Genomic DNA, 21,038 nt, shown 5'->3' with positions numbered 1-21,038 from the left:
GCTTTCCAAGATTTTAACGAATTTGCTTGGCGACCATAGCGTTGTGGACCCACCTGACTCCATGCCGAACTCAGTAGTGAAACGCAACAGCGCCGATGGTAGTGTGGGGTCTCCCCATGTGAGAGTAGGACATCGCCAGGCTTCAAATACAGTCGAAAAGGCCATCCGTAAGGATGGCCTTTTTGCGTTTCTGGCATCTGAAAAACTTCAGCGGTATCACTTCCTCTTTCTTATTAGTCGTCGTTAAAACTCCATCATTACTCTCGTTTTGGATGTGTGGTTACCGACAAGCACTGTCTCTCCATCTACACTGAATGCACTTTGTGATCCGACAGGAGCATAGCTATGCCATCACAACGATCTCGACGTTTAAGAAAGAAGTTATATCTGGATGAGTTTGCCGTGTTTGGCTTTGTTCTCACGTTAAAGCTCAATACAGATGATGATGAGGCACTTGATCACTTTATTGAGTCGCTTGCTGATTATGCGGAGTCGCGTCATTTGCTGGTCGGTGGTGGCGGTATGACGAATATTGAACTCGTGATTGGCTCAGCACTGCGCTATGGCTCAGCAACGGAACAAGACAGAGAATCAATCAAAGCGTGGATAGAAGAGCGTGATGAGGCTGAGCTTGTAGAATTGGGGCCTTTGCTGGATCTCCATCAGATAGAATTCGCAGACTAGTAAAAAGCCCAGCAGTGCTGGGCTTTTTTGTGTTTGTTTATAGCAATGCGGGATGGGTTCTTGCCATATAGAAGCATCGACATACTCGCCGTTTCTAAACGCATAACTTTTTGCACGGCCTTCTTCTACAAATCCAAACTTCTTGTAGAGCGCAATCGCCGGTTCGTTGTCGCAGTATACGGTGAGTTCAATTCGACGTAGGTTAATCCAGTTGTCTGCCAGCTCAATCATTGCCGCTATTAGTTTACTGCCTACTCCTTTACCCGTGTGGTCATCATGCACGGCCATGCCGAACTCACCAACATGACGGCGGCGCATGTTCTTGCACACCTCAAAGCCAAGCTGCCCAATGATTTGTCCCTCTTCTTCGGCGACAAGGCAGTAATGATCATCCGGTAGGTGACTAAGTCGCTTTTCCCACATAGCCAAAGATGGCATAGGTAGCTGTAGTGTACCCGTATGTGCATTGGTACAAGAATACAGTTTGTGGATGGCGGGGATATCGCGAGGTTCTACAGGACGAACAGTTACAGGCATGGTTACTCCTTCATGCTATGCCAAGGGAGTTTTGATAGTTGCCTGTAACTGTCAGAGAAGCAAGAGAAAACATTTTGTGAGTGATCACTTACTCGATAAGTGATCACTCACAGTTGTTTTTATTCGAGGTGCAGATCGAGAGGCGTTTTACTGTCGCGGCCACCGATCTCACGGGTTAGGCGAGGGACCAAATAGCCGGAGACTTCTTTGATAAGTCCTGCCATCAGGATCTTCGCTTCTTCGTCATCTACCAAGAAGTGTGCGGCACCTTTTACCTTGTCCAATACATGGAGGTAGTAAGGCAAGATACCGGCATCAAACAAGGCGTTGCTGAGGTTTTTCAGTGCATCAACAGAGTCATTCACCCCTTTCAGCAACACGCCTTGGTTAAGCAGGGTGACACCCGCACGCTTTAGATGCGCCATCGCGGCACGAAATTCATCGTTTATCTCGTTAGCGTGGTTAATGTGAGTCACCAGTACCACGTTGAGACGCGTCGCTGCCAGCATGTCAGTAAGTGCTAACGTCACGCGATTTGGAATCACCACAGGCAAACGCGAGTGAATGCGTAGCCTTTTCACGTGAGGCACAGATTCGATTGCTTCAATTAGCCATTCCAGTTCATGGTCTTTTGCCATTAGCGGGTCGCCACCTGACAAAATCACTTCATCAACTTCAGGATGCGCCTGTAAGTAAGTGATTGCTTCGCGCCACACTGATTTTCCGCCCCTGTTTTCTTCATAAGGGAAATGGCGACGGAAGCAATAGCGGCAGTTAACGGCGCAACCCCCTTTTAAAATCATCAATACGCGGTTTTTGTATTTATGCAAAAGCCCAGGTTGCTCGTTGTCCTGTTCTTCCAGCGGATCAGTGGTGTAACCGGGTACGTCTTCAAACTCGTCGATGACGGGCATTACCTGACGCAAAAGGGGGTCATTTAGATTACCCTTTTCCATGCGATCGATAAAGCTTTGCGGTACGCGCTGCGCGAAAAGATCGCGAGCACTGAAGCCGGACTTCCATGCCGTGGGCTCTAATTCAAGCTGTTGCAACAGATTTTGAGGATCTGAGACAGCATTTGCCATTTCTTTGAGCCAGTTTTGCTCAACAGGCGGCACGTTTCGGGTTATTATGTCCGGCATTTATGACAACTTCGAAGATGTTAAGAGGATAGACATGGCGTCTTTTAGCACCAATGAATTCCGCGGCGGAATGAAAATTATGCTCGATAACGAGCCTTGTGTCATTATCGAAAACGAGTTCGTTAAGCCGGGTAAAGGCCAAGCGTTCAACCGCGTGAAAATCCGTAAGCTGCTTTCTGGCAAAGTGCTGGAGAAGACTTTCAAGTCTGGCGATACCGTTGAAGCTGCTGACGTTATCGATATGGAACTGGACTACCTGTACACTGACGGTGAGTTCTGGCACTTCATGAACGCTGAGTCGTTCGAGCAAATCGCGGCAGACGAGAAAGCTGTTGCTGACAACCTGAAGTGGCTGAAAGAGAACGACCGTTGTACTCTGACTCTGTGGAACGGTAACCCAATCGCAGTAACTCCACCAAACTTTGTTGAACTGGAAGTGACTGAAACTGACCCAGGTCTGAAAGGTGATACTCAAGGTACTGGCGGTAAACCAGCAACCCTGATCACTGGCGCAGTAGTGCGTGTACCTCTGTTCATCCAAATCGGTGAAGTGATCAAAGTTGACACTCGCTCGGGTGAATACGTAAGCCGTGTGAAGTAATCACACTGGAAAATAAAAAGGCCGCTGATAGCGGCCTTTTTGCTTAGTAGGGGGAAAGGTATGAGAATTTAGTTCTTAGCGAAGAAACCCTGCTGCACGCATCTTGTCAGCTACGATTTCTTTTTGTTCTGCTGTCAGTGCGCGAAGTGGCAGACGTGGGTCACCGGCATCAATATCATGCAGTGCCATTGCTGCTTTACCTGCCGCAACACCACCAAATTCAACCAACACGCGAATCAGATCAATCACTGTATCCATGCCTTTGATGACAGCGTCGTGATTGCCGTTCTTGAAGTCTTCAATCATTTGCAGGTTGTGTTTAGCCGCGTAGTTGTACGTGCTACCCACTGCACTTGTTGCGCCCACTGCCAATGCACCAGGTAGGTGCTCATCAACACCAAATGGGATATCGAATTTACCGCCACATGCGCGCAGGCAGCGTTGGTATTCGTATAGGTCGCCACTGTTGAATTTCAGGCCTGACAAGTTTGGAATGCGCTTGTCTGCTTTGATCAGGAACTGTTCCATGTCGAAGTTCACGCCCGACATGCCTGAATGGTAGTAGTAGAAACCTTTAGAAGGCGCAGCCGCGGCCACCGTCTCACAGTAAGACACCAGATCATCCAGGCTGCCCGGTTTGAAGAAGCAAGGACCAATGACAGAGGTTGCTTCAATATCCAGTGTTTCGGCGTGACGGGTTAGCTCTAGCGTATCAACAATGCTCAATGCGCCAGTGTGAACAATCAGATCTAGCTTGCCTTCAGATGCGGCAACCCAACGTTCTGCGATCGCTTTGCGTTCCGCTACCGAGCAATGAATACCTTCACCCGTGGTGCCACAGATGTATGCACCGGTCACGCCATCGGCAATCAAGTGCTTTGCAATCTGATCGATCACGTCAAAGTTAACTTCACCGTTAGCATTGAACGGCGTGTGGGGAGCAGCAATAAGTCCAGACAGTTTTTTCATCGTTATGTACCATGAAGTTAAACTTCAAAAATGATTAATAAAGTGGAGTTTCAATTTATGTTATGGAGTAAAGTTTCACTGTGCAATGCAAATTATTCGAATTGATAAGGATTGAATTCAAACTGTGATTTGCATAACAACCTCTGATCTCAGCAGAGAATGGAAAGGCTAACTTCGTGAGCATGGACTGAATTTGTGGAGCTTTACTTCACAAAGGCGTGAGGAAATGTGAGAATCGCGTTCAGTAAGCCCTTATTAATGGAACCGCGATATGCCATCCAAACACTTACCTGTAAAAACTGGAAAAGTTCTCGATATGATGGGAAGCATGCAGGAAAGCATGACGCCATCAGCCCGCCGTATCGCGGATTACGTCAACAGCCACGCGGATGACGTGACCAAGTTGTCGATTGCTGAGCTGTCCCAACAGGTGAATGTGGGTGAAGCAACGATCATTCGTTTTTGCCGTATGCTCGGGTTCAAAGGCTTCCAAGATTTCAAAATGGATTTGGCGATTGAGTTGTCATCCATCAATCAAAGCGACAAATCGATTCTCGACACGGATATCGCGCCACAAGACAGCGCAGAGCTGATTGGTCAAAAAATCCAACAAGGGATCAGCAATGTGCTGACCGAAACGCTTAACCTGCTGAACTTTGAAACCCTGGAGCAAGTGGCGCAACAAATCAAAGCATCAAAAGGCGTGTACTTCTTTGGTGTGGGCTCCTCGGGTATCACCGCCGAAGATGCTAAGAACAAATTTATGCGTATCGGTTTTAACGCCGATGCACTGACCAACAACCACTTCATGTATATGAAAGCGTCTTTGTTGGATGAAACGGATTTGGCGATAGGTATCAGCCATTACGGTAATTCTGTGGAAACCACCAAAGCCCTAAAGCTGGCCAAAGAGGCAGGGGCGAAGACAGTGGCTCTCACGCACAACCCTAAGTCGTCGATTTGTCAGTATGCCGATTGGGTGCTGCTAAACGGTAACCGTCAGGGCCAAATGCAGGGTGACTCCATTGGCACCAAAATCACTCAGCTTTTCGTGCTCGACCTGCTTTATACCCTGTTGGTAAGAGAGGATGTGACGGGGACGATGGACAAAAAACTCCGCACGACACGTGCTCTCGACATTTAAGCTTCATCCAAGCCGGGTTTTTCTGCCCGGCTTTTTCTTTTCTACCTTTCCCTTATCTCTCTCAATAAAACCGCGGTATCTGGCCTTTTACGGTTTGTCTTCTCACACCACACATTTAGATATTTCCCTGCAAAAAATGAGGTGTTTATCTCCATTTTGATATTTCCAGTTTGAAGTTAAACTCCATTTTCATTAGTTTGAAATAAAGCTTCACAAATTACTGTGTTATTGGAGTTAAACTTTATGTCTGTTTCTGGCGATAAATTGTTAGCCATTCTAAAGACGGGATTCGTGTCTTCTTGCCAGCCAGTGGATGATGGTCCGATGGATGTGCCTGAGATTGTGGCAGCAATGGCGCAAGCGTCGATTGCAGGTGGTGCCGTTGCGTTGCGTATTGAAGGCGTTGAAAACGTAAGAGCAACACGCGGCAAAATCAGCGCACCCATCATTGGCATTGTGAAGCGCGATCTTGCTGACAGTCAGATCAGAATTACGCCGTTTATCGAAGATGTCATCGCACTGGCAGAGGCGGGTGCTGACATTATCGCTATCGATGCCACTCACCGCGCACGTCCTGTTGAGGTCGCCGTGCTGGTGAAAGCCATTCATGACGCAGGCTGCATTGCGATGGCGGATTGCTCCAATTTTGACGAAGGCATGGCGAGCCAGGATCTTGGCGTTGAAATCATCGGTACCACCATGTCTGGGTACGTTGGCGACACAGTGCCGGCAGAACCTGATTTTGCATTTGTCAGTGCGCTGAAAAAAGCCGGATGTTTTGTGATGGCGGAAGGCCGTTACAACAGCTGAGTTGGCTAAACAAGCCATCCTTGCGGGGGCAGATTGTGTCACCGTCGGCTCAGCTATTACCCGAATTGAACACATTTGTACTTGGTTTGCCGATGCGGTTTCAGATGCCCGTGGCATGTGTCATGAGGCCGTGGCATGAAAACCTGTCTCGCCGTTGATCTTGGTGGAACTAAGCTCGCTGCTGCGCTGATTTGCGGTGGTGAGGTGATTGAAAAGCACCAAGTTGAGACCTTGTCATCCAAGGATCCAAAGGTACTGACAAGCGCGCTTCGCGATCTTCTTTTGCCCTTGGCATCCCGTGCGGATCTTGTGGCAGTTGCTTCTACGGGCATCATCAACCAAGGCATTTTAACGGCATTGAACCCTGACAATCTTGGTGGTTTGGATCAGTTCCCGATCCACGCGGTTATCGCAGATATCACTGGTTTACCAACACACGTTATTAACGATGCGCAAGCGGCGGCATGGGCGGAATTTCAAGCCTATGACGCAAAGTACGACAACCTTGCCTTTGTTACCGTTTCGACGGGCGTTGGTGCGGGTTTGGTACTGAATCGTGCCTTGGTGACGGGTTCTCGCGGCATTGCAGGTCATGCGGGACACATGCTGGCAGACCCTGCGGGTCCTCGTTGTGGCTGTGGTCGCAAAGGTTGTGTGGAAGCGATTGCTTCTGGCTCTGCGATTGGCCGTGCCGGTGTTCCCTTCTTTGGTGAATCCACCACAGGACGTGATGTTTACATGCGTTACTTGGCAGGGGACAGCAATGCCACAGCGATTGTTGAGCGTTCTGCCTCAGCCGTCGCCCAGCTTGTTGCTGACCTGACCATCTCGCTTGATCTCGATGCCGTGGTTCTCGGCGGCAGCGTGGGTCTGGCGGATAACTATCTCACGCTCGTTAAAGATGCACTTTCCTTGCTGCCAACGGTTTATCAACCGGAACTAATACCAGCCTTGAGCGGTGCCGATGCAGGACTCATCGGTGTATCGCTTTGGGCAGACACTGAAACGAAATAATAAAAATAGATACATCGATTATCTCACCCTACACGAATTGAGGAAAAACTCATGGAGATACAAGCATTCGGGACGTTGAACTACGTAGTTCTCGTCGCCTATCTCGCCGTCATCATGTTGGTCGGCGTGTACTTTGCGAAACGCCAGAAATCGGCAGATGACTATTTCAAAGCTGGTGGCCGTATTCCGGGCTGGGCAGCGGGCATCAGTGTGTTCGCAACGACCCTAAGTTCGATCACCTTTATGTCGATCCCAGCAAAAGCCTACACCGATGACTGGACGTTCCTGATTGGTCAGTACATTGCCATTGCGATTCTGCCTTTCGTCTTTATCTACTACATTCCTTTTTTCAGAAAGCTGAATCTGACCTCTGCGTATGAGTACTTGGAGAAGCGCTTTGACGTGCGCATGCGCCTGTTCGCCAGTATCTCTTTCATGCTGTTCCACGTCGGTCGTATCGCGATCATCACTTATCTGACAGCACTGGCTCTGATGCCTTTCGTCGACATTGATCCACTGATGATCGTGTTCCTGATCGGTGTACTGTGTATTGTCTACACCTTCATGGGCGGTATTGAAGGCGTTATCTGGACAGACGTGATCCAAGGCATCATGTTGTCGGGCGCGGCGGTACTGATCTTCGTGATGATTTGCTTTAACGTCGATGGCGGTATCTTTGAAGTGTTCTCACTCTCTGCTGAAGAAAACAAATACTTCCCAGCTGACAAGATGAGCTGGAGCTGGACACAAAGTACGATTCCTGTGCTGGCAATTGGCTTCTTCTTCTCAAGCCTTCAGCAGTTCACTGCAAGCCAAGACGTGGTGCAGCGCTACATCGTGACTGACTCTGTGGAAGAGACCAAAAAAGCACTGGTGACCAATGCTAAGCTGGTGGCATGTATCCCAGTATTCTTCTTCGCGGTAGGTGCTGCGCTTTACGCTTACTACACTCAGAATCCACAACTGCTGCCAGAGAACTTTAACACCGGCGGTATCCTGCCATTCTTCGTGATTTCTGAAATGCCAGCTGGCGTAGCGGGTCTCATCATCGCGTCGATTTTTGCAGCCTCTCAATCAAGTATTTCTAGTAGCCTGAACAGTATCTCTGCGTGTTACGCATCAGACATCTACAGCCGCTTTGGTGTTGAGAAAACAGCAGAGCAAAACCTGAAAGTCGGTCGCATCATCACTGTGATTGCAGGTACCTTGGGCGTGGTTGCATCAACTTACCTCATCATGTCTAACGAGAGCGAGCTGTGGGATGCGTTCAACAGCCTACTGGGTCTGATGGGCGGTCCAATGACGGGTCTGTTCATGCTGGGTATCTTCGTACGCCGTGCTAACGCGAACAGTGCAATGCTGGGTGTGGTTGCAGCTGTTGCGGCGACGCTTTGGGTACGTGCTAGCACCGACCTGAACTTCTTCTTCTACGGTGCCGTGGGCACCCTGACTGTGGTTATCGTGGGCTACTTGGCTGCGCCACTGTTTAAGAGCAACAAAGAAGAAAAAGAAATCGAAGCACTTTCTATGTAATTGAATAAATAAAAAGCCCGGCTTGGTCCGGGCTTTATTGTAAGAGAGAAAACCATGATTCTAGGCCACATTACTCAACCAGAAACCTATGCCTACTTGCCTGAAGCATTCCGTCGCAGCCTTGCCTTCTTGTCGGAAACGGACATGTTGACATTGCCAACAGGTCGTCATGATATTGATGGCGACAACATCTACGTCAACGTGATGGCATTTGATACCCAGCCAGCGAAAGAGAAGTTGGCAGAGGTGCACAAGGAATACATTGATATTCAGTTTTTGATCAGTGGCGAAGAGCGCATTGGCTTTGCGCTGGCCAATGAAAACAACCCGATTGCCAAAGACTATGATGCCGAGTCTGATTTCTATCTGGTCGAGTCGATGGTGGGTGAAACAAACGTCATGATGACGCCAGGGACATTTGCTATCTTCCTGCCAGAGCAACCGCACAAGCCAGGCTGCAACGTGACTGCATCAAAGCCGCTGAAAAAGGCTGTGGTGAAAGTGCACAAATCCTTGTTGGTCTAGCACGAGCAATTGATACGAGAATAAAAGGGAGCATCAGCTCCCATTTTTATGTGCTTCTCTGGCGCCTGCCTAAATCGTGTCGAACGCTTCTGTCCTCGCTCTCTTCTTCTGAATGCTTCAGTGCCTGATTTTTCATTCGTTTTGGTTATGTTTCGGTATTAACGAATTATTAACCAAAATGTTTCGAATATTCCTGTTTTAAATAATTTGTTACATTTATCTCCGCTGTAGATGAGTAGTTATGCAGTTTGGCACTAACGCGACATGGTTTTATTCATCGACCAGTAAAGGAGAAAGATATGGATATTAAAAATGTAGGACAAAGTCTAAAAATGGAACAACGACGTCAGATGGCAAGAACAGGGCTGAAAGCCGCGATTTATGGCTTACCTTTGTTGCTGGTGGGATTCACCATCAACAATTCAGTATTGATGACGGATGCAGGGTATACCTATGTCCATCAAAACAACATGACAGGAGAGCTCGATGTGTTTACTGAGCCCGGTATTCATTTTCGAATGCCTTTCCTGTCGAAAATCACGCAGTACGATCAGGTGATCACTGTGTCCTTTGGCAACAACGCCGGCGAGGACTTTTACCAGCGACTCGATCCTGTTCAGGTGCGATTTGCAGATACGTACATCGGGGAGATCCCTGTGACGTACCGCTTCAAGCTCAGCACAGATCCTGAGGCCTTGATTAAGATGCACCGTGAATTTCGTAACAACAGCAACTTGATTGATGCGCTGCTGGTGAAAAATGCACGTAACGTTACCGTGATCACCGCAACGCAATACACCGGAGAAGAATTCTTCCAAGGTGGTTTGAATCAATTCAAATCGAAATTGGGAGATCAACTTCGAGAAGGGATCTATCTGACCGAGCGACGTCAGGTGGAAGTCGAAGAACTTGATTTAGCCCCTGTTGGTCTGGATCAAGCGGATGCGAATAAGCTGCAACGAACACAGCAGTTGGTTTGGAAAACCGTGCCAGTTCGTGATGCCAGTGGTCAGCCTATCCGTCAGGACAACCCACTGCAGCAATATGGTATTCAGGTTACGCAAGTCACCATTGGTGACCCTCAACCAGAGACACAACTCGACCAATTGCTTGCGGATAAAAAGCGCCTAGTGGCAGACAGGATCCGTGCGATTCAAGAACAGGAAACCTCAAAAGCGCAGGCGGAAACAGAGCAGCTTCGTAAAGAAATCCAACGAACGCGTGAGGTGCAGGATGCGCAGAGAACCAAAGAGTTAGCGGTTATTGCTCAGCAAAAAGAAGTGGCGGTTGCGCAGCAAATTGCCAAAAGGGAGATTGTTGAAGTCGAGAAAACCAAGCAGTTGGCTGAAGTGGAAAAATCGAAAGAGCTCGCCATTGCAGAAGCGAACCTGGCTATCCAACAGGCCAATGCAAAAGCGGCTGAGTTCGAAGCGAAAGCCATCTTGGCAAAAGGTGAAGCGGAAGCTGCGGTACTGAAAGCCAAGTACGATGCGTTTGGATCTAACCGAGATGTCTATCTGGCAGAGCTTAACCGTGATATCTCGACATCGCTTTACAACAACCTCAAAGACTTCAAGGTAGAGGTGCCGACCCATTACTTTGGTGGGGGAGAGAGTGGCAAGATGACCACGAACCTCGATGTCATCACAGGCCTTGGCGCACTGGGGATGATGGAAAAGGCCAACGCACTGAAAGGGACCAATTCGAACCCGTAATACAGTAAAGTTGAGGCGAATAAAAAAAGGGAGCAGATGCTCCCTTTTTTTTCGTCGGTCTGGATTAAATCATGAAAATGAAAATCACAGACAGCGCAGACACCAAGAATGCGATAGCGTAACACGCGACTTTGCCTGCTGTTCCAGTGTGGAATTTCAGGTCATGCATGCCGTGGTGCAGACGGTGCATAGCGTGCCACATTGGCAGAGACAAAGTACCGATGGTGAACAGGGCACCGATAAAGCTGGTCACGAAGCCCGTTACACGCTCATAGCTCATCGCGTCAGCATCGATGATGCCCATTGGCACCAGAATGCCCAGCACCAGAATGGTTACAGGTGTGATCATGGCAAACCAAGAACCACCCGCACCAAACAGACCCCACCATACTGGTTCATCAGAACGTTTTGGATTTAAATCGACCACGTTAACTCTCCTTAAATGCTGGGGTTAAACCAAAAACAGGATAACGGCAGAAATCACTGCAACCGCTGCCCATTGCGCTGCCACGATCACTTTCTTCTCTACCTTTTTGCCGCCAATGCGAATTGGCATTACTTGCGGCATCATGCTGAAGAAGGTTTGTGCGTGGAACAGGCTGCCTGCCAGTGCAACGATGTTGATCGCCACAACCACAGGGTTAGCCATAAAGCTCAGCCAGCCTTCCCAAGCTGCTTCGCCAACCACCAGTGAGCCCAGACCGAAAGTCAGACACAAGGTGAAGAAAATCAGTGGCAGTACAGTAGCTTCACGCAGCATGTACATGCGGTAGAAGGATGCTCTTTCCACCATGTACGCTTCATTTCACGAACGTAAGGTTTACGGTTAGACATCCTTATGCCTCCTGAGGTTTGATCATCGCAATCACGAAGTCCTGAGAAGATGCGATCTTGCCCTGGTTAACAGCAGCAGCTGGATCAACGTTCTTCGGACATACTTCCGAGCAGTAACCCACGAAGGTACAGCCCCACGCACCGTTTTCACCGTTGATCAGCTTCATACGCTCATCAGCACCGTTGTCACGGCTGTCTAGGTTGTAACGGTGTGCCAGCGTCAGTGCCGCTGGGCCAATGAACTCAGGGTTCAGACCAAACTGAGGACACGCTGCGTAGCACAGACCACAGTTGATACAGCCAGCGAACTGCTTGTAGCGCGCCAGTTGCTCAGGGGTTTGGTTGTTCGGACCGTCTTCAGGCTTACGATCGTTACCGATGATGTAAGGCTTGATCGCTTCCAGACGCTCGATGAACGGCGTCATGTCGACGATAAGATCTTTCTCGATCGGGAAGTTTGCCAGTGGCTCGATGGTCAGGCCGTCTGGGTAGTCGCGCAGGAACGCTTTACACGCCAGTTTTGGCACCTTATTTACCATGATGCCGCAAGAACCACAGATCGCCATACGGCAAGACCAACGGTAAGACAGATCTTTGTCTAGGTTGTCTTTGATGTAACCCAGTGCGTCCAGCACAGACATGGTTTCATCGAACGGCACGTCGAACGTTTGCAGACGTGGCTCGTTATCTTTAGACGGGTCGTAGCGAAGAATGCTGACTTTCTGAATGCGATTTGCTGACATTATGCCTGCTCCTTCTCTGCTTCTTTCTCAGCTTTTTTAGCAGCCGCTTCGGCTTCTTCTGCCGCAGCACCGTACAGGCGCGCTTTAGGCTGAGATTTCGTGATTTTCACATCACCGTATTTGATGGTTGGTGCACCTTCTGGGTTGAAGTATGCCAGAGAGTGTTTCAGGAAGTTCACGTCGTCACGCTCTGTGCAACCTTCATCCAGACGCTGGTGGGCACCGCGAGACTCACGACGCATCATCGCTGAGTGCGCCATGGCTTCTGCCACTTCCAGACCGTAGCCAACTTCGATGGCGTACAGCAGGTCAGTGTTGAATACTTTGCCTTTGTCTTTGATGCTGATTTTCTTGTAGCGTGCTTTCAGCTCAGTCAGCTTGTCGATGGTTTCCTGCATCAGATCTTCGCGGCGGTAGATACCACAGCCAGCTTCCATGGTGTGACCCATTTCAGTACGGATGTCTGCCCAGTTCTCATCGCCTTCTTGGCTCAGCAGTGCATTGATGCGGCCTTCAACGTCCGCAATCTGACGTGCGATTTCTTCTTCATTCCAACCTTGGAATGCAGTTGCACGTTCAACCGCGCCTTCACCTGCCAGACGGCCGAATACAACCAGCTCTGCCAGTGAGTTTGAACCCAAACGGTTCGCGCCGTGCAGACCGACAGATGAACATTCACCTACCGCGAACAGACCTTGGATAGAGGTTTCGTTCTTCGCGTTGGTTTCGATACCGCCCATGGTGTAGTGCGCCGTTGGACGAATTGGAATTGGCTCTTTCGCTGGGTCAACGTTCACGTAGGCTTTTGCCAGTTCACAGATGAACGGCAGACGCTCGTTGAGGTACTCTTCGCCAAGGTGGCGCAGATCCAGGTGCACAACATCGCCCAGTGGGTGCTTGATGGTGTTGCCTTTTTGCAGCTCGTGCCAGAACGCTTGAGACACTTTATCGCGTGGGCCCAGCTCCATGTATTTGTTCTTTGGCTGGCCAACCGGTGTTTCCGGTCCCATGCCGTAGTCTTGCAGGTAACGGTAACCGTGTTTGTTCACGATGATACCGCCTTCACCACGACAGCTTCTGTCATCAGAATGCCGGTGCCTGGCAGACCCGTTGGGTGGTACTGAACAAACTCCATGTCGCGCAGTGCAACGCCGTGACGGTAAGCCATTGCCATGCCGTCGCCCGTTACGATGCCGCCGTTGGTGTTACAGTTGTAAACACGACCCGCACCGCCTGTTGCTAGAACAACAGATTTCGCTTTGATGCAAACCAGCTCGCCTTCAGACATGTGGATTGCAACCAGACCTTGCACTTCGTTATCAACAACCAGCAGATCAACCACGAAGTACTCATCAAAGCGTTTGATTTGCTCATACTTGATCGATGTTTGGAACAGAGTGTGCAGCATGTGGAAGCCAGTCTTATCCGCAGCAAACCAGGTACGTTCTACCTTCATGCCACCGAAACGACGTACGTTCACGTCACCGTTTTCCTTACGGCTCCATGGACAACCCCATTGCTCCAGCTGGGTCATTTCACGCGTTGCGTTCTCAACGAAATACTCAACAACATCCTGTTCACATAGCCAGTCACCACCGCCAACGGTATCGTTGAAGTGGTTGTCGAGACTATCCTCATCCTTGATGACTGCAGCGGAACCGCCCTCTGCGGCTACCGTGTGGGAACGCATTGGGTAAACTTTGGAAATCAGAGCAATTTCTAGTTCTGGATTTGCTTCAGCAGCAGCGATAGCAGCACGTAGGCCTGCGCCACCGGCACCGATGACAGCGATATCTGTGGTAATTGTCTTCACAGCTATCCTCCGGAGGAAAGTTAAAAATATGAGATGCAAGGTCTGCATCGAACTTAAGAAACTGCCCCCATCTTAGTGGACTTAAATCCCGTAAAATTTGACCTAGACGGGCATTTCTCCCCACTTTATGTGTGCCTAAAGCACTGTGCATACGTTTTGTGATCTGGGTCGTTAGACAACAAGATAACAGCTTGTTAAATCGCCGTTGCAGGGTGTTTTTACTTGTTTCTGCCACGTAAAAAACGTCACTTTCATTTCGCTTTTAACTGTTTATTTTGAAAAGGTTTTTTTCTATGAATGAGAATGATTGCGATGTAAGAATACCCAGTTTTTGCCTGCAATGTGCTTCATAAGCGAACCAGTAAGCAAAAGAAGCACTTATGGTAGAAAAGCGTTAGAAAGCAATACACGAAATGCGCAGTGGTTTCTATCTGCTACGTGGGCGGCTACAATGCCGCCGATTGAACCAAAAGAGACCGTATTGATGACACAGGCTTGGCGTCCAACCTCAGACATTGAGACTTTAAAACAGCGTTCGCGCCTTATGGGTGCTATCCGACACTTCTTTGCTGACCGTGATGTGCTGGAAGTCGACACGCCAGCAATGAGCCAGGCGACAGTGACGGATATCCATCTTCACACCTTCAATACCACGTTCGTTGGGCCGGGCTTTGCTGCCGGTATTCCGCTGTACATGATGACCAGCCCAGAGTTTCACATGAAACGCTTGCTGGCGGCGGGTAGCGGGGCTATCTATCAAATCAACAAAGCGTTTCGCAATGAAGAAGCGGGACGTCACCACAACCCAGAATTCACCATGTTGGAATGGTACCGCCCGGGATTCGATCATCATGCCTTGATGGATGAAATGGACGCGCTGCTGCAAATGGTGTTGAAGGTAGGTGCCTCAGAGCGCATGACCTACCAAGATGCGTTTATCAAGGTGCTGGGTGTATGCCCGCTTGAAGGGACGATGGAAGAGTTGAAAGCCGCGGCGGCCCCGCTTGGCTTGTCGGACATTGCTGACCCAGAAGAAGACCGCGACACCTTGTTGCAACTGCTGTTCAGCGTGGGTGTGGAAGCGAAAATTGGCCGTGATGTGCCAGCGTTTGTGTATAACTTCCCTGCGTCTCAAGCAGCACTGGCGCGTGTGTGCGAAGACGATGCACGCGTAGCCGCTCGCTTTGAGGTTTATTTCAAAGGTATTGAACTCGCGAACGGTTTCTATGAATTGGACAACGCGGACGAGCAGCTTGCCCGCTTTGAAGAAGACAACCGCAAGCGTGAGAAGATGGGGCTGCAGCCTCAGCCTATCGACCTCCACTTAATTGACGCTATCCGCCATGGATTGCCAGATTGTGCTGGTGTGGCGTTGGGCATTGACCGTTTGATTATGCTGGCATTGGGTAAAACACACATCGACGAAGTGATTGCCTTTCCAGTTGGCATTGCCTGATAGCGTGTCGCTGGTCTGGCATTCACAGAAACGAAAAACGCCGCATCTGATGCGGCGTTTTTCGTTTTAGTTGGTGACAATCAATCCTGTCCCGACAACGGCAAGCGCAGCCCCAAGCCATGCACTCGGTGCTGGGCGCACGCGGGTAAACAGCCAAATGAGTGGCAGCAACATGACGGGTGTGGTGGATGACAGTACGGCAACCATACCGACATCGCCCGACTTCAACGCAAACATCACCAAGGTCATACCCAGCGCCAGCGAAAGGAAGCTGTTCGCCACCACCATGCCGAAGATGCGCCAGTTGATAGGTTTGATAGGCTGCGCGATACGCACTTGCAGAAGGAGCAAGGTACCGTGAGCCAAAAACGTGGTCATCATACGGATAGCAGAAGCGGCGACAGGGTCGAGACCTTGTGCCAGTGCTGGCTTGGCGATAACCGCACCCAGAGCTTGGCCGAATGCCGCGAGAAGACCCAGCGAGATAGCCACCCATAGGCTGCCTTTGGTTTCTTCCCACTTATGTGCTTGACCGCTTGAGCGGAAGAACACCGCGACCATCACGCCAGAGAACACCAAAATTGCACCCAGCAATTTCCAGCCTTCCAGTGTTTCGCCGAAAAGCCAAATCCCCATCAGGGCAGAGAACACCGCGTGACACGAAAAGAGCAGACCAGAGCGGCGAGGGCCGATGCGGTTCAAGCAGGCGAACAGTGCGGTATCACCAATAAAGATACCAATAAGACCGGACAGAGCCATTGGCCAAAGCGTGCCCATGGTGACGGTTGCCCATCCTCCAGTGATCAGTGCGCCCACGCCAAGAATGACCGAGGCACAGGCCATACGCCATCGGCTGTAGGCGAAGGTTCCTAAGTGACCGGCAGGTTTGACAGAGATAAGGCTAGAAAAACCCCACAAGAAGGCAGCACAAAGGGCGAGCCATTCGTAACCCAAGATAGTGTCCTCAAAATTATCAAAGGCTGACGAGAGTGGTCAGCCTGTGTTCGAAAAGGAACGAGAGTGTAGCGGTTGAGGCGTTGTGGGAAAAGCCACCTGTGCACTTTTCCCACAAATTTCTAGCAAGACGTTTTCGCTGACCGTTTAGGCAAGGATCAGCATAGCCGCGTAAACGATCGAAAGACCAACGACACCAACCACAATACCGGCTTTTGCCATGTCTTTGCTTTCGATAAGCCCGGTCGAGTAGGCGAGGCTGTTCGGCGGTGTGGATACGGGCAAGATCATACCGAGCGATGCCGAGAAGGCGACCACCACGAGAAGTCCTTGCATGCCACCGACCTGCGCCAAGCTTTCCATTGAGGTCGCGACCGCCGCAGCGATGGGCATGATGAGGTTGGCCGTTGCGGTGTTGGACATGAAGTTTGCCATGACCCAACAGATCAGAGAAAGCGTCAGTACCACGGCAACTGGCGAGAGTGAATCGTAGTCCACGGCGTGCGCGACAGCTTCGGCAAGTCCGGTTTTATCCAGTGCCAAGCCAATGGCGATACCACCGGCAACCAGCCAGAGCACGTCCCAGTTGATCAGCTTCAACTCTTCTTTGCCCATAATGCCCGTTAACGTGAACACCGCCAGTGGAATGATAGCGACCACATAGCTGTTCATGCCGTGCAAGCTGGTGGTCATCCATAGAAGGATGGTCGCGGCAAACGTGGCGTATACCGTGTAGGCGCGCCAGCTTTTTTGGAAGGTACCGCCGAGCTTTAAAATCATCTCTTGCTGTTTGGCAGGGAAGAGTTTTTGCAGCAGCCACCAAGAGAAAGTGAGCTGCACGATAACGAACGGCAAGCCCATCGCCATCCACTCAATAAAGCTGATGGCATGCTCGCCAGTCAGATATTGCAGGGCGATGGCATTGGGTGGTGTACCGATTGGGGTGGCGATACCACCTGTGTTCGCGGCGATCGGAATACAGAGCACTAAGGCTTTCACGCCTGTGTCACCTTTTGGCACAGATGCCACAATCGGGGCGAGCAATGCCAGCATCATGACCGTGGTCGCCGTGTTCGACATGAACATGGAGAAGACGGCGGTGATCAACATCAGGCCGAGCATGATGGCTTTTGGCTTGGTGCCGAACGGTTTGAGAAGTACGCGCGCCAAGTTGTTGTCGAGCTCGTACTTAGAAGCGGCGATTGCTAAGGCAAAGCCGCCCATAAACAGAATGATGATGGGCGAAGAGAAGGCACTGAAGATATCGGTGTAATTGATCAGCTCACCAAAGTCATGGCCGGGCGATCCTTCTCGAAACCAATTGAGTCCCTTGTTGGATATCATCACCAATTCAAGGGCGATGATCAGGATGGACGTTGCAAAGACGGGCACGGGCTCGAGTACCCAAAGCAGTGCTGCAAGCAGAAATATGGCTAACAGACGATGTTGAACAATGGTGAGATTGTCTAAGGGGATCCAGTCTGAGGGCATGAGGAGAACGCCCAAAGGAATACCAAACGCGACGACAAACTTGAATACTTCAGCACGAGAAAGTCTTGGCATAGACACTGATTCCATCTGTGATTCTTACAAAGCCGGGTACCTTAATCTTCCTTTAATTCATAAGGTTGGAAGGCGAAAAGATATACAGATTACAAAGTGCGTAGGCGAAAAAAGCTGCGTTTGGATAAGATTTGTGCATAAAAAAAGGGCAATGCTGCCCTTTTCGTCACAGATCTCAAATTTGCCGTTAGGCGGTTTCGGTTTGAGTTTCTGCGGTTTGTTCTGTTGCTGCGTTGTGGCGTGCGTAAGCTTCACCCATGCGCGTTGGCTGGCCTGGGAAGATGCTTTCATCAAAGGTGATCGCGTCTTTCGCAAACAGGTTGATCACGGTTGAGCCCAGCTTGAAGCGGCCCATCTCTTCGCCTTTTTTCAGCATGATGGCTTGCTCGCCGTCTGCAGGGTAATCCCAGCGACGGATGCTTTGACCAGTAGGTGGCGTCACCGTACCAACCCACACAGTTTCAATGCTGCCCACGATGGTTGCGCCAACCAGCACTTGTGCCATTGGGCCAAACGCGGTGTCAAAGATACACACTACACGCTCATTTCGTGCAAACAGATTTGGCACGTTTTCCGCTGTCAGTGGGTTAACCGAGAACAGGTCGCCCGGTACATAGATCATCTGACGCAGGGTACCGTCACATGGCATGTGCACACGGTGGTAGTCGCGTGGTGACAGGTAAAGCGTTGCAAAATCACCGTCGGTGAATTCTTCTGCCAGTTTCGCGTCGCCGCCCAGCAGTTCACACGCATCAAAGGTGTGGCCTTTCGCCTGGATCAAACGGCCTTCTTTGATTGGGCCCGCTTGGCTCACACAAGCATCAGCAGGGTGGCTGATCACGTTGGCGTCTTCGTTCAGAGGACGTGCACCGTCTTGAAGCTCACGAACAAAGAAGTCGTTGAAGGTTGGGTAGCTCGCCGGATCTGGATTCTTCGCTTCGCTCATTTCCACCTTGTATTGGCGGATAAACCACTTGATCACAGCTGTGGTGAGGAAGCCCGCTTTCGCGGCTGCAAGTTTACCTACAAGGCGAGTTAGCAGGTGTTTTGGCATGCAATATTGCAGACCAATTTTCAAATCGTTAGACACGGTAATATTTCCTAACTTGTCGTTTGTCCTAGGAAAATCCTAGGGCCGGAAAGTAAAAAGCGGCCTAGTTTACAAAATTAACAGGCCGCTAACCAGAAGAAGGTCAATTACTGAACGTGATCAGTTTTCTTTATTGCGGGAAAACTGACGGTTTGCCTTCATCTCAGACATGCTATCGATGATCTTGTGATAGCTTTCAAAGCGCATCTCACTGATCTTTCCGTCTTCGACCGCTTCACGGATCATACAACCCGGATCGTCCTTGTGTTTGCAATCACGGAACTTACAACCGCCCAAGTAATCTTGGAATTCCTTAAAGCCTTTGGTCACTTGTTCTGGTTCCAAGTGCCACAAACCAAATTCACGTACCCCTGGGCTATCGATAAGATCGCCGCCATCAGGGAAATGGTACAGGCGCGCCGCGGTGGTGGTGTGCTGGCCAAGTCCTGAGTTTTCAGACACTTCACATGTCTCTGCATTCACTTCTGGCAGCAGGGCATTCACCAAGCTTGATTTACCTACACCGGATTGACCAACGAAAATGCTGGTGACATCAGCCAGACGCGCTTTCAACGTATCCATGCCTTCGCCAGTTTTGCGGCTCACCATCAGAACGTCGTAGCCAATTTCCTGATAAATTGAAAGGGCATTCTTAACCATTTCAAGGCCTTCCGCATCCAACAGGTCAATCTTGTTGATGACGATAAGTGGCTTGAAATCAACCTGTTCTGTGGCGATCAGGTAACGGTCTATAATGTTCGTAGACAATTCGGGTAATATCGCGGAAACGATCACGACTTGATCGACATTGGCCGCGACCGGTTTCACGCCGTCATAGTAATCTGGGCGGGTGAGAACAGAGCTACGTTCGTGGACAGCTTCCACAACGCCAGCGATACCTTGCAGTGTTTCCACACCAGGACGCCAAACAACGGTATCACCGGTCACCAGGCTTTCGATTGAACGACGCAGGTTGCAGCGATGGATCTCGCCGGTTTGAGCATCTTCAATATCGGCGTGCTGTCCGAAGCGGGTAATAACGACCCCTTCGCGCGCAGATTCCAGCAGGGATTCATCCCACTGGACATCATCTTGCTGACGATCGATACGTTTTCTTTGGTTTGTCCGTACTCGGCGCAATTGGCCTTTTGTGAGCTTTTTCTTTTTTGCCACGAGAATGTCGCTAGTTTAGTTGGCTTTCAAGTCAGGCTAAGTATGATACATGGTTTACTTGTAAAATAGGCAAATTGGATGTCTTTCAGCGATAAGAATTTAATCTGGATTGATCTTGAAATGACCGGACTCGACCCAGAAGTCCACAAAATCATAGAGATCGCCACAGTAGTAACAGATGCTGAACTTAACGTGTTAGCTGAAGGGCCAGTCATTGCCATTCATCAGCCAGACGACGAGTTGGCGAAGATGGATGAATGGTGCACCAACACTCACACCCGCAGTGGGCTGGTGGATCGCGTGAAAGCCAGTACCGTTAGTGAAGAACAAGCCATCAAAGAAACCATTCAGTTCCTGCAACAGTGGGTGCCGGCGGGTGTGTCCCCAATCTGTGGTAACAGCGTGGGACAAGATCGTCGTTTCCTCTACCAACACATGCCTGATTTGGAACGCTTTTTCCACTACCGCACCGTAGACGTCAGCACGATTAAAGAATTGGTTCGTCGCTGGCAACCAGAAGTCTTGAATGGCTTTAGCAAAAAGGGCACGCATTTGGCTCTGGATGACATTCGAGAATCGATCGAAGAACTGCGCTACTACCGCACAAAGATCTTTACGATCTGACGCTAAAGTAATCAATACGAAGAAAAATTAAAAATTTATGATTTTAAGGGCTTGCATCCCGAATTTTTCTTCGTATAATTCGCAGCCCTGACAGAGACAAATGTCTTTGATAAA

The 21,038-nt window shown here is 49.9% G+C and carries 17 protein-coding genes, 1 rRNA gene and 4 pseudogenes; 11 read left to right on the top strand and 11 right to left on the bottom strand.

The window, feature by feature from the left end; all coding sequences use genetic code 11:
* Positions 1 to 25: 25 nt before the first annotated feature.
* Together rrf and ATN88_RS08730 are read left to right on the top strand one after the other, a co-directional pair.
* Positions 26 to 141 (top strand): 5S ribosomal RNA (gene rrf, locus ATN88_RS08735).
* Between the two features lie 204 nt (positions 142 to 345).
* Positions 346 to 684 (top strand): 50S ribosome-binding protein YggL, encoded by a 339-nt coding sequence (locus ATN88_RS08730; RefSeq protein ID WP_067414292.1) that lies wholly within the window; start codon positions 346 to 348, stop codon positions 682 to 684.
* Positions 685 to 756: 72 nt separating this feature from the next.
* On the opposite strand, the pseudogene ATN88_RS08725 reads toward ATN88_RS08730, so the two are convergent.
* Together ATN88_RS08725 and epmB are read right to left on the bottom strand one after the other, a co-directional pair.
* A pseudogene (locus ATN88_RS08725) lies at positions 757 to 1,221 on the bottom strand (GNAT family N-acetyltransferase); the annotation flags it as partial.
* 119 nt (positions 1,222 to 1,340) lie between these two features.
* Positions 1,341 to 2,363, bottom strand: a complete 1,023-nt coding sequence (gene epmB, locus ATN88_RS08720) for an EF-P beta-lysylation protein EpmB (RefSeq protein ID WP_067414289.1) — start codon at positions 2,361 to 2,363, stop codon at positions 1,341 to 1,343.
* 34 nt (positions 2,364 to 2,397) lie between these two features.
* Between epmB and efp the strand changes: the two genes are divergently transcribed.
* Positions 2,398 to 2,964: an elongation factor P gene (gene efp / locus ATN88_RS08715; protein ID WP_067414286.1), complete on the top strand. Its 567-nt coding sequence runs from the start codon at positions 2,398 to 2,400 to the stop codon at positions 2,962 to 2,964.
* Between the two features lie 75 nt (positions 2,965 to 3,039).
* Here the strand turns inward: efp and ATN88_RS08710 are convergent, their stop codons facing one another.
* Positions 3,040 to 3,933 carry a dihydrodipicolinate synthase family protein gene (locus tag ATN88_RS08710; protein WP_067414283.1) on the bottom strand — a complete coding sequence of 298 codons (894 nt, stop codon included), beginning with the start codon at positions 3,931 to 3,933 and terminating at the stop codon, positions 3,040 to 3,042.
* A gap of 271 nt (positions 3,934 to 4,204) precedes the next feature.
* Between ATN88_RS08710 and ATN88_RS08705 the strand changes: the two genes are divergently transcribed.
* The 6 genes and pseudogenes from ATN88_RS08705 to ATN88_RS08680 all read left to right on the top strand — a co-directional run bounded on the left by ATN88_RS08705 (position 4,205) and on the right by ATN88_RS08680 (position 10,674).
* Positions 4,205 to 5,077 (top strand): MurR/RpiR family transcriptional regulator, encoded by an 873-nt coding sequence (locus tag ATN88_RS08705; RefSeq protein ID WP_067414279.1) that lies wholly within the window; start codon positions 4,205 to 4,207, stop codon positions 5,075 to 5,077.
* Between the two features lie 243 nt (positions 5,078 to 5,320).
* Positions 5,321 to 6,026 (top strand): annotated as a pseudogene (locus ATN88_RS08700) (N-acetylmannosamine-6-phosphate 2-epimerase).
* A complete protein-coding gene (locus ATN88_RS08695) occupies positions 6,023 to 6,901 on the top strand; it encodes an N-acetylmannosamine kinase (protein WP_067414276.1) in 879 nt (292 codons plus the stop codon). Before ATN88_RS08700 ends, ATN88_RS08695 begins: the two are co-directional and overlap by 4 nt.
* Positions 6,902 to 6,952: 51 nt before the next feature.
* A complete protein-coding gene (locus ATN88_RS08690) occupies positions 6,953 to 8,434 on the top strand; it encodes a sodium:solute symporter (protein ID WP_067414272.1) in 1,482 nt (493 codons plus the stop codon).
* Positions 8,435 to 8,488: 54 nt separating this feature from the next.
* On the top strand, positions 8,489 to 8,959 hold the full coding sequence (gene nanQ, locus ATN88_RS08685; protein ID WP_067414269.1) for an N-acetylneuraminate anomerase: 471 nt from the start codon (positions 8,489 to 8,491) through the stop codon (positions 8,957 to 8,959).
* A 299-nt stretch (positions 8,960 to 9,258) separates the two neighbouring features.
* Positions 9,259 to 10,674, top strand: a complete 1,416-nt coding sequence (locus tag ATN88_RS08680) for an SPFH domain-containing protein (protein ID WP_067414264.1) — start codon at positions 9,259 to 9,261, stop codon at positions 10,672 to 10,674.
* 64 nt (positions 10,675 to 10,738) lie between these two features.
* On the opposite strand, the gene frdD is transcribed toward ATN88_RS08680, so the two are convergent.
* The 4 genes and pseudogenes from frdD to frdA form a co-directional block, all read right to left on the bottom strand.
* A complete protein-coding gene (gene frdD, locus ATN88_RS08675; protein ID WP_067414261.1) occupies positions 10,739 to 11,101 on the bottom strand; it encodes a fumarate reductase subunit FrdD in 363 nt (120 codons plus the stop codon).
* A 24-nt stretch (positions 11,102 to 11,125) separates the two neighbouring features.
* Positions 11,126 to 11,508, bottom strand: a pseudogene (gene frdC / locus ATN88_RS08670) (fumarate reductase subunit FrdC).
* A 2-nt stretch (positions 11,509 to 11,510) separates the two neighbouring features.
* Entirely contained in the window at positions 11,511 to 12,251 is a 741-nt protein-coding gene (locus ATN88_RS08665; protein ID WP_067414257.1) for a succinate dehydrogenase/fumarate reductase iron-sulfur subunit, read from the bottom strand.
* A pseudogene (frdA, locus tag ATN88_RS28220) lies at positions 12,251 to 14,064 on the bottom strand (fumarate reductase (quinol) flavoprotein subunit). The gene ATN88_RS08665 and the pseudogene frdA overlap by 1 nt, the downstream one beginning before the upstream one ends.
* Positions 14,065 to 14,548: 484 nt before the next feature.
* Here frdA and epmA point away from each other — a divergent pair.
* Positions 14,549 to 15,520, top strand: a complete 972-nt coding sequence (gene epmA, locus ATN88_RS08655; RefSeq protein ID WP_067414299.1) for an elongation factor P--(R)-beta-lysine ligase — start codon at positions 14,549 to 14,551, stop codon at positions 15,518 to 15,520.
* 66 nt (positions 15,521 to 15,586) lie between these two features.
* Here the strand turns inward: epmA and ATN88_RS08650 are convergent, their stop codons facing one another.
* The 4 genes from ATN88_RS08650 to rsgA form a co-directional block, all read right to left on the bottom strand.
* The gene (locus ATN88_RS08650) at positions 15,587 to 16,474 is read right to left on the bottom strand and encodes a DMT family transporter (protein ID WP_067414253.1); all 888 of its coding nucleotides are present in this window, start codon (positions 16,472 to 16,474) and stop codon (positions 15,587 to 15,589) included.
* 147 nt (positions 16,475 to 16,621) lie between these two features.
* The gene (locus tag ATN88_RS08645) at positions 16,622 to 18,037 is read right to left on the bottom strand and encodes an SLC13 family permease (protein ID WP_067414296.1); all 1,416 of its coding nucleotides are present in this window, start codon (positions 18,035 to 18,037) and stop codon (positions 16,622 to 16,624) included.
* 187 nt (positions 18,038 to 18,224) lie between these two features.
* On the bottom strand, positions 18,225 to 19,127 hold the full coding sequence (asd, locus tag ATN88_RS08640; protein WP_067414249.1) for an archaetidylserine decarboxylase: 903 nt from the start codon (positions 19,125 to 19,127) through the stop codon (positions 18,225 to 18,227).
* Positions 19,128 to 19,247: 120 nt separating this feature from the next.
* Positions 19,248 to 20,300 carry a small ribosomal subunit biogenesis GTPase RsgA gene (rsgA, locus tag ATN88_RS08635; RefSeq protein ID WP_067414243.1) on the bottom strand — a complete coding sequence of 351 codons (1,053 nt, stop codon included), beginning with the start codon at positions 20,298 to 20,300 and terminating at the stop codon, positions 19,248 to 19,250.
* 78 nt (positions 20,301 to 20,378) lie between these two features.
* Between rsgA and orn the strand changes: the two genes are divergently transcribed.
* Positions 20,379 to 20,924, top strand: coding sequence for an oligoribonuclease (orn, locus tag ATN88_RS08630; RefSeq protein WP_067414240.1), 546 nt, complete (start codon positions 20,379 to 20,381; stop codon positions 20,922 to 20,924).
* Positions 20,925 to 21,038 lie beyond the last annotated feature (114 nt).

The organism is Enterovibrio coralii, assembly GCF_001559595.1.
GTDB classification, from domain to species: Bacteria; Pseudomonadota; Gammaproteobacteria; order Enterobacterales; family Vibrionaceae; genus Enterovibrio; species Enterovibrio coralii.
Note: the sequence above shows the minus strand (reverse complement) of the source record. Positions and strands in the feature narration are given on the sequence as shown.

What these genes read in the sequence shown, in the direction of transcription:
- ATN88_RS08730 (WP_067414292.1), top strand. Translation starts at nt 346, where the DNA reads ATGCCATCACAACGATCTCGACGTTTAAGAAAGAAGTTATATCTGGAT.
- ATN88_RS08695 (WP_067414276.1), top strand. Translation starts at nt 6,023, where the DNA reads ATGAAAACCTGTCTCGCCGTTGATCTTGGTGGAACTAAGCTCGCTGCT.
- ATN88_RS08705 (WP_067414279.1), top strand. Translation starts at nt 4,205, where the DNA reads ATGCCATCCAAACACTTACCTGTAAAAACTGGAAAAGTTCTCGATATG.
- efp (WP_067414286.1), top strand. Translation starts at nt 2,398, where the DNA reads ATGGCGTCTTTTAGCACCAATGAATTCCGCGGCGGAATGAAAATTATG.
- ATN88_RS08690 (WP_067414272.1), top strand. Translation starts at nt 6,953, where the DNA reads ATGGAGATACAAGCATTCGGGACGTTGAACTACGTAGTTCTCGTCGCC.
- orn (WP_067414240.1), top strand. Translation starts at nt 20,379, where the DNA reads ATGTCTTTCAGCGATAAGAATTTAATCTGGATTGATCTTGAAATGACC.
- ATN88_RS08665 (WP_067414257.1), bottom strand. Translation starts at nt 12,251, where the DNA reads ATGTCAGCAAATCGCATTCAGAAAGTCAGCATTCTTCGCTACGACCCG.
- ATN88_RS08645 (WP_067414296.1), bottom strand. Translation starts at nt 18,037, where the DNA reads ATGCCAAGACTTTCTCGTGCTGAAGTATTCAAGTTTGTCGTCGCGTTT.
- nanQ (WP_067414269.1), top strand. Translation starts at nt 8,489, where the DNA reads ATGATTCTAGGCCACATTACTCAACCAGAAACCTATGCCTACTTGCCT.
- epmB (WP_067414289.1), bottom strand. Translation starts at nt 2,363, where the DNA reads ATGCCGGACATAATAACCCGAAACGTGCCGCCTGTTGAGCAAAACTGG.
- ATN88_RS08680 (WP_067414264.1), top strand. Translation starts at nt 9,259, where the DNA reads ATGGATATTAAAAATGTAGGACAAAGTCTAAAAATGGAACAACGACGT.
- ATN88_RS08710 (WP_067414283.1), bottom strand. Translation starts at nt 3,933, where the DNA reads ATGAAAAAACTGTCTGGACTTATTGCTGCTCCCCACACGCCGTTCAAT.
- epmA (WP_067414299.1), top strand. Translation starts at nt 14,549, where the DNA reads ATGACACAGGCTTGGCGTCCAACCTCAGACATTGAGACTTTAAAACAG.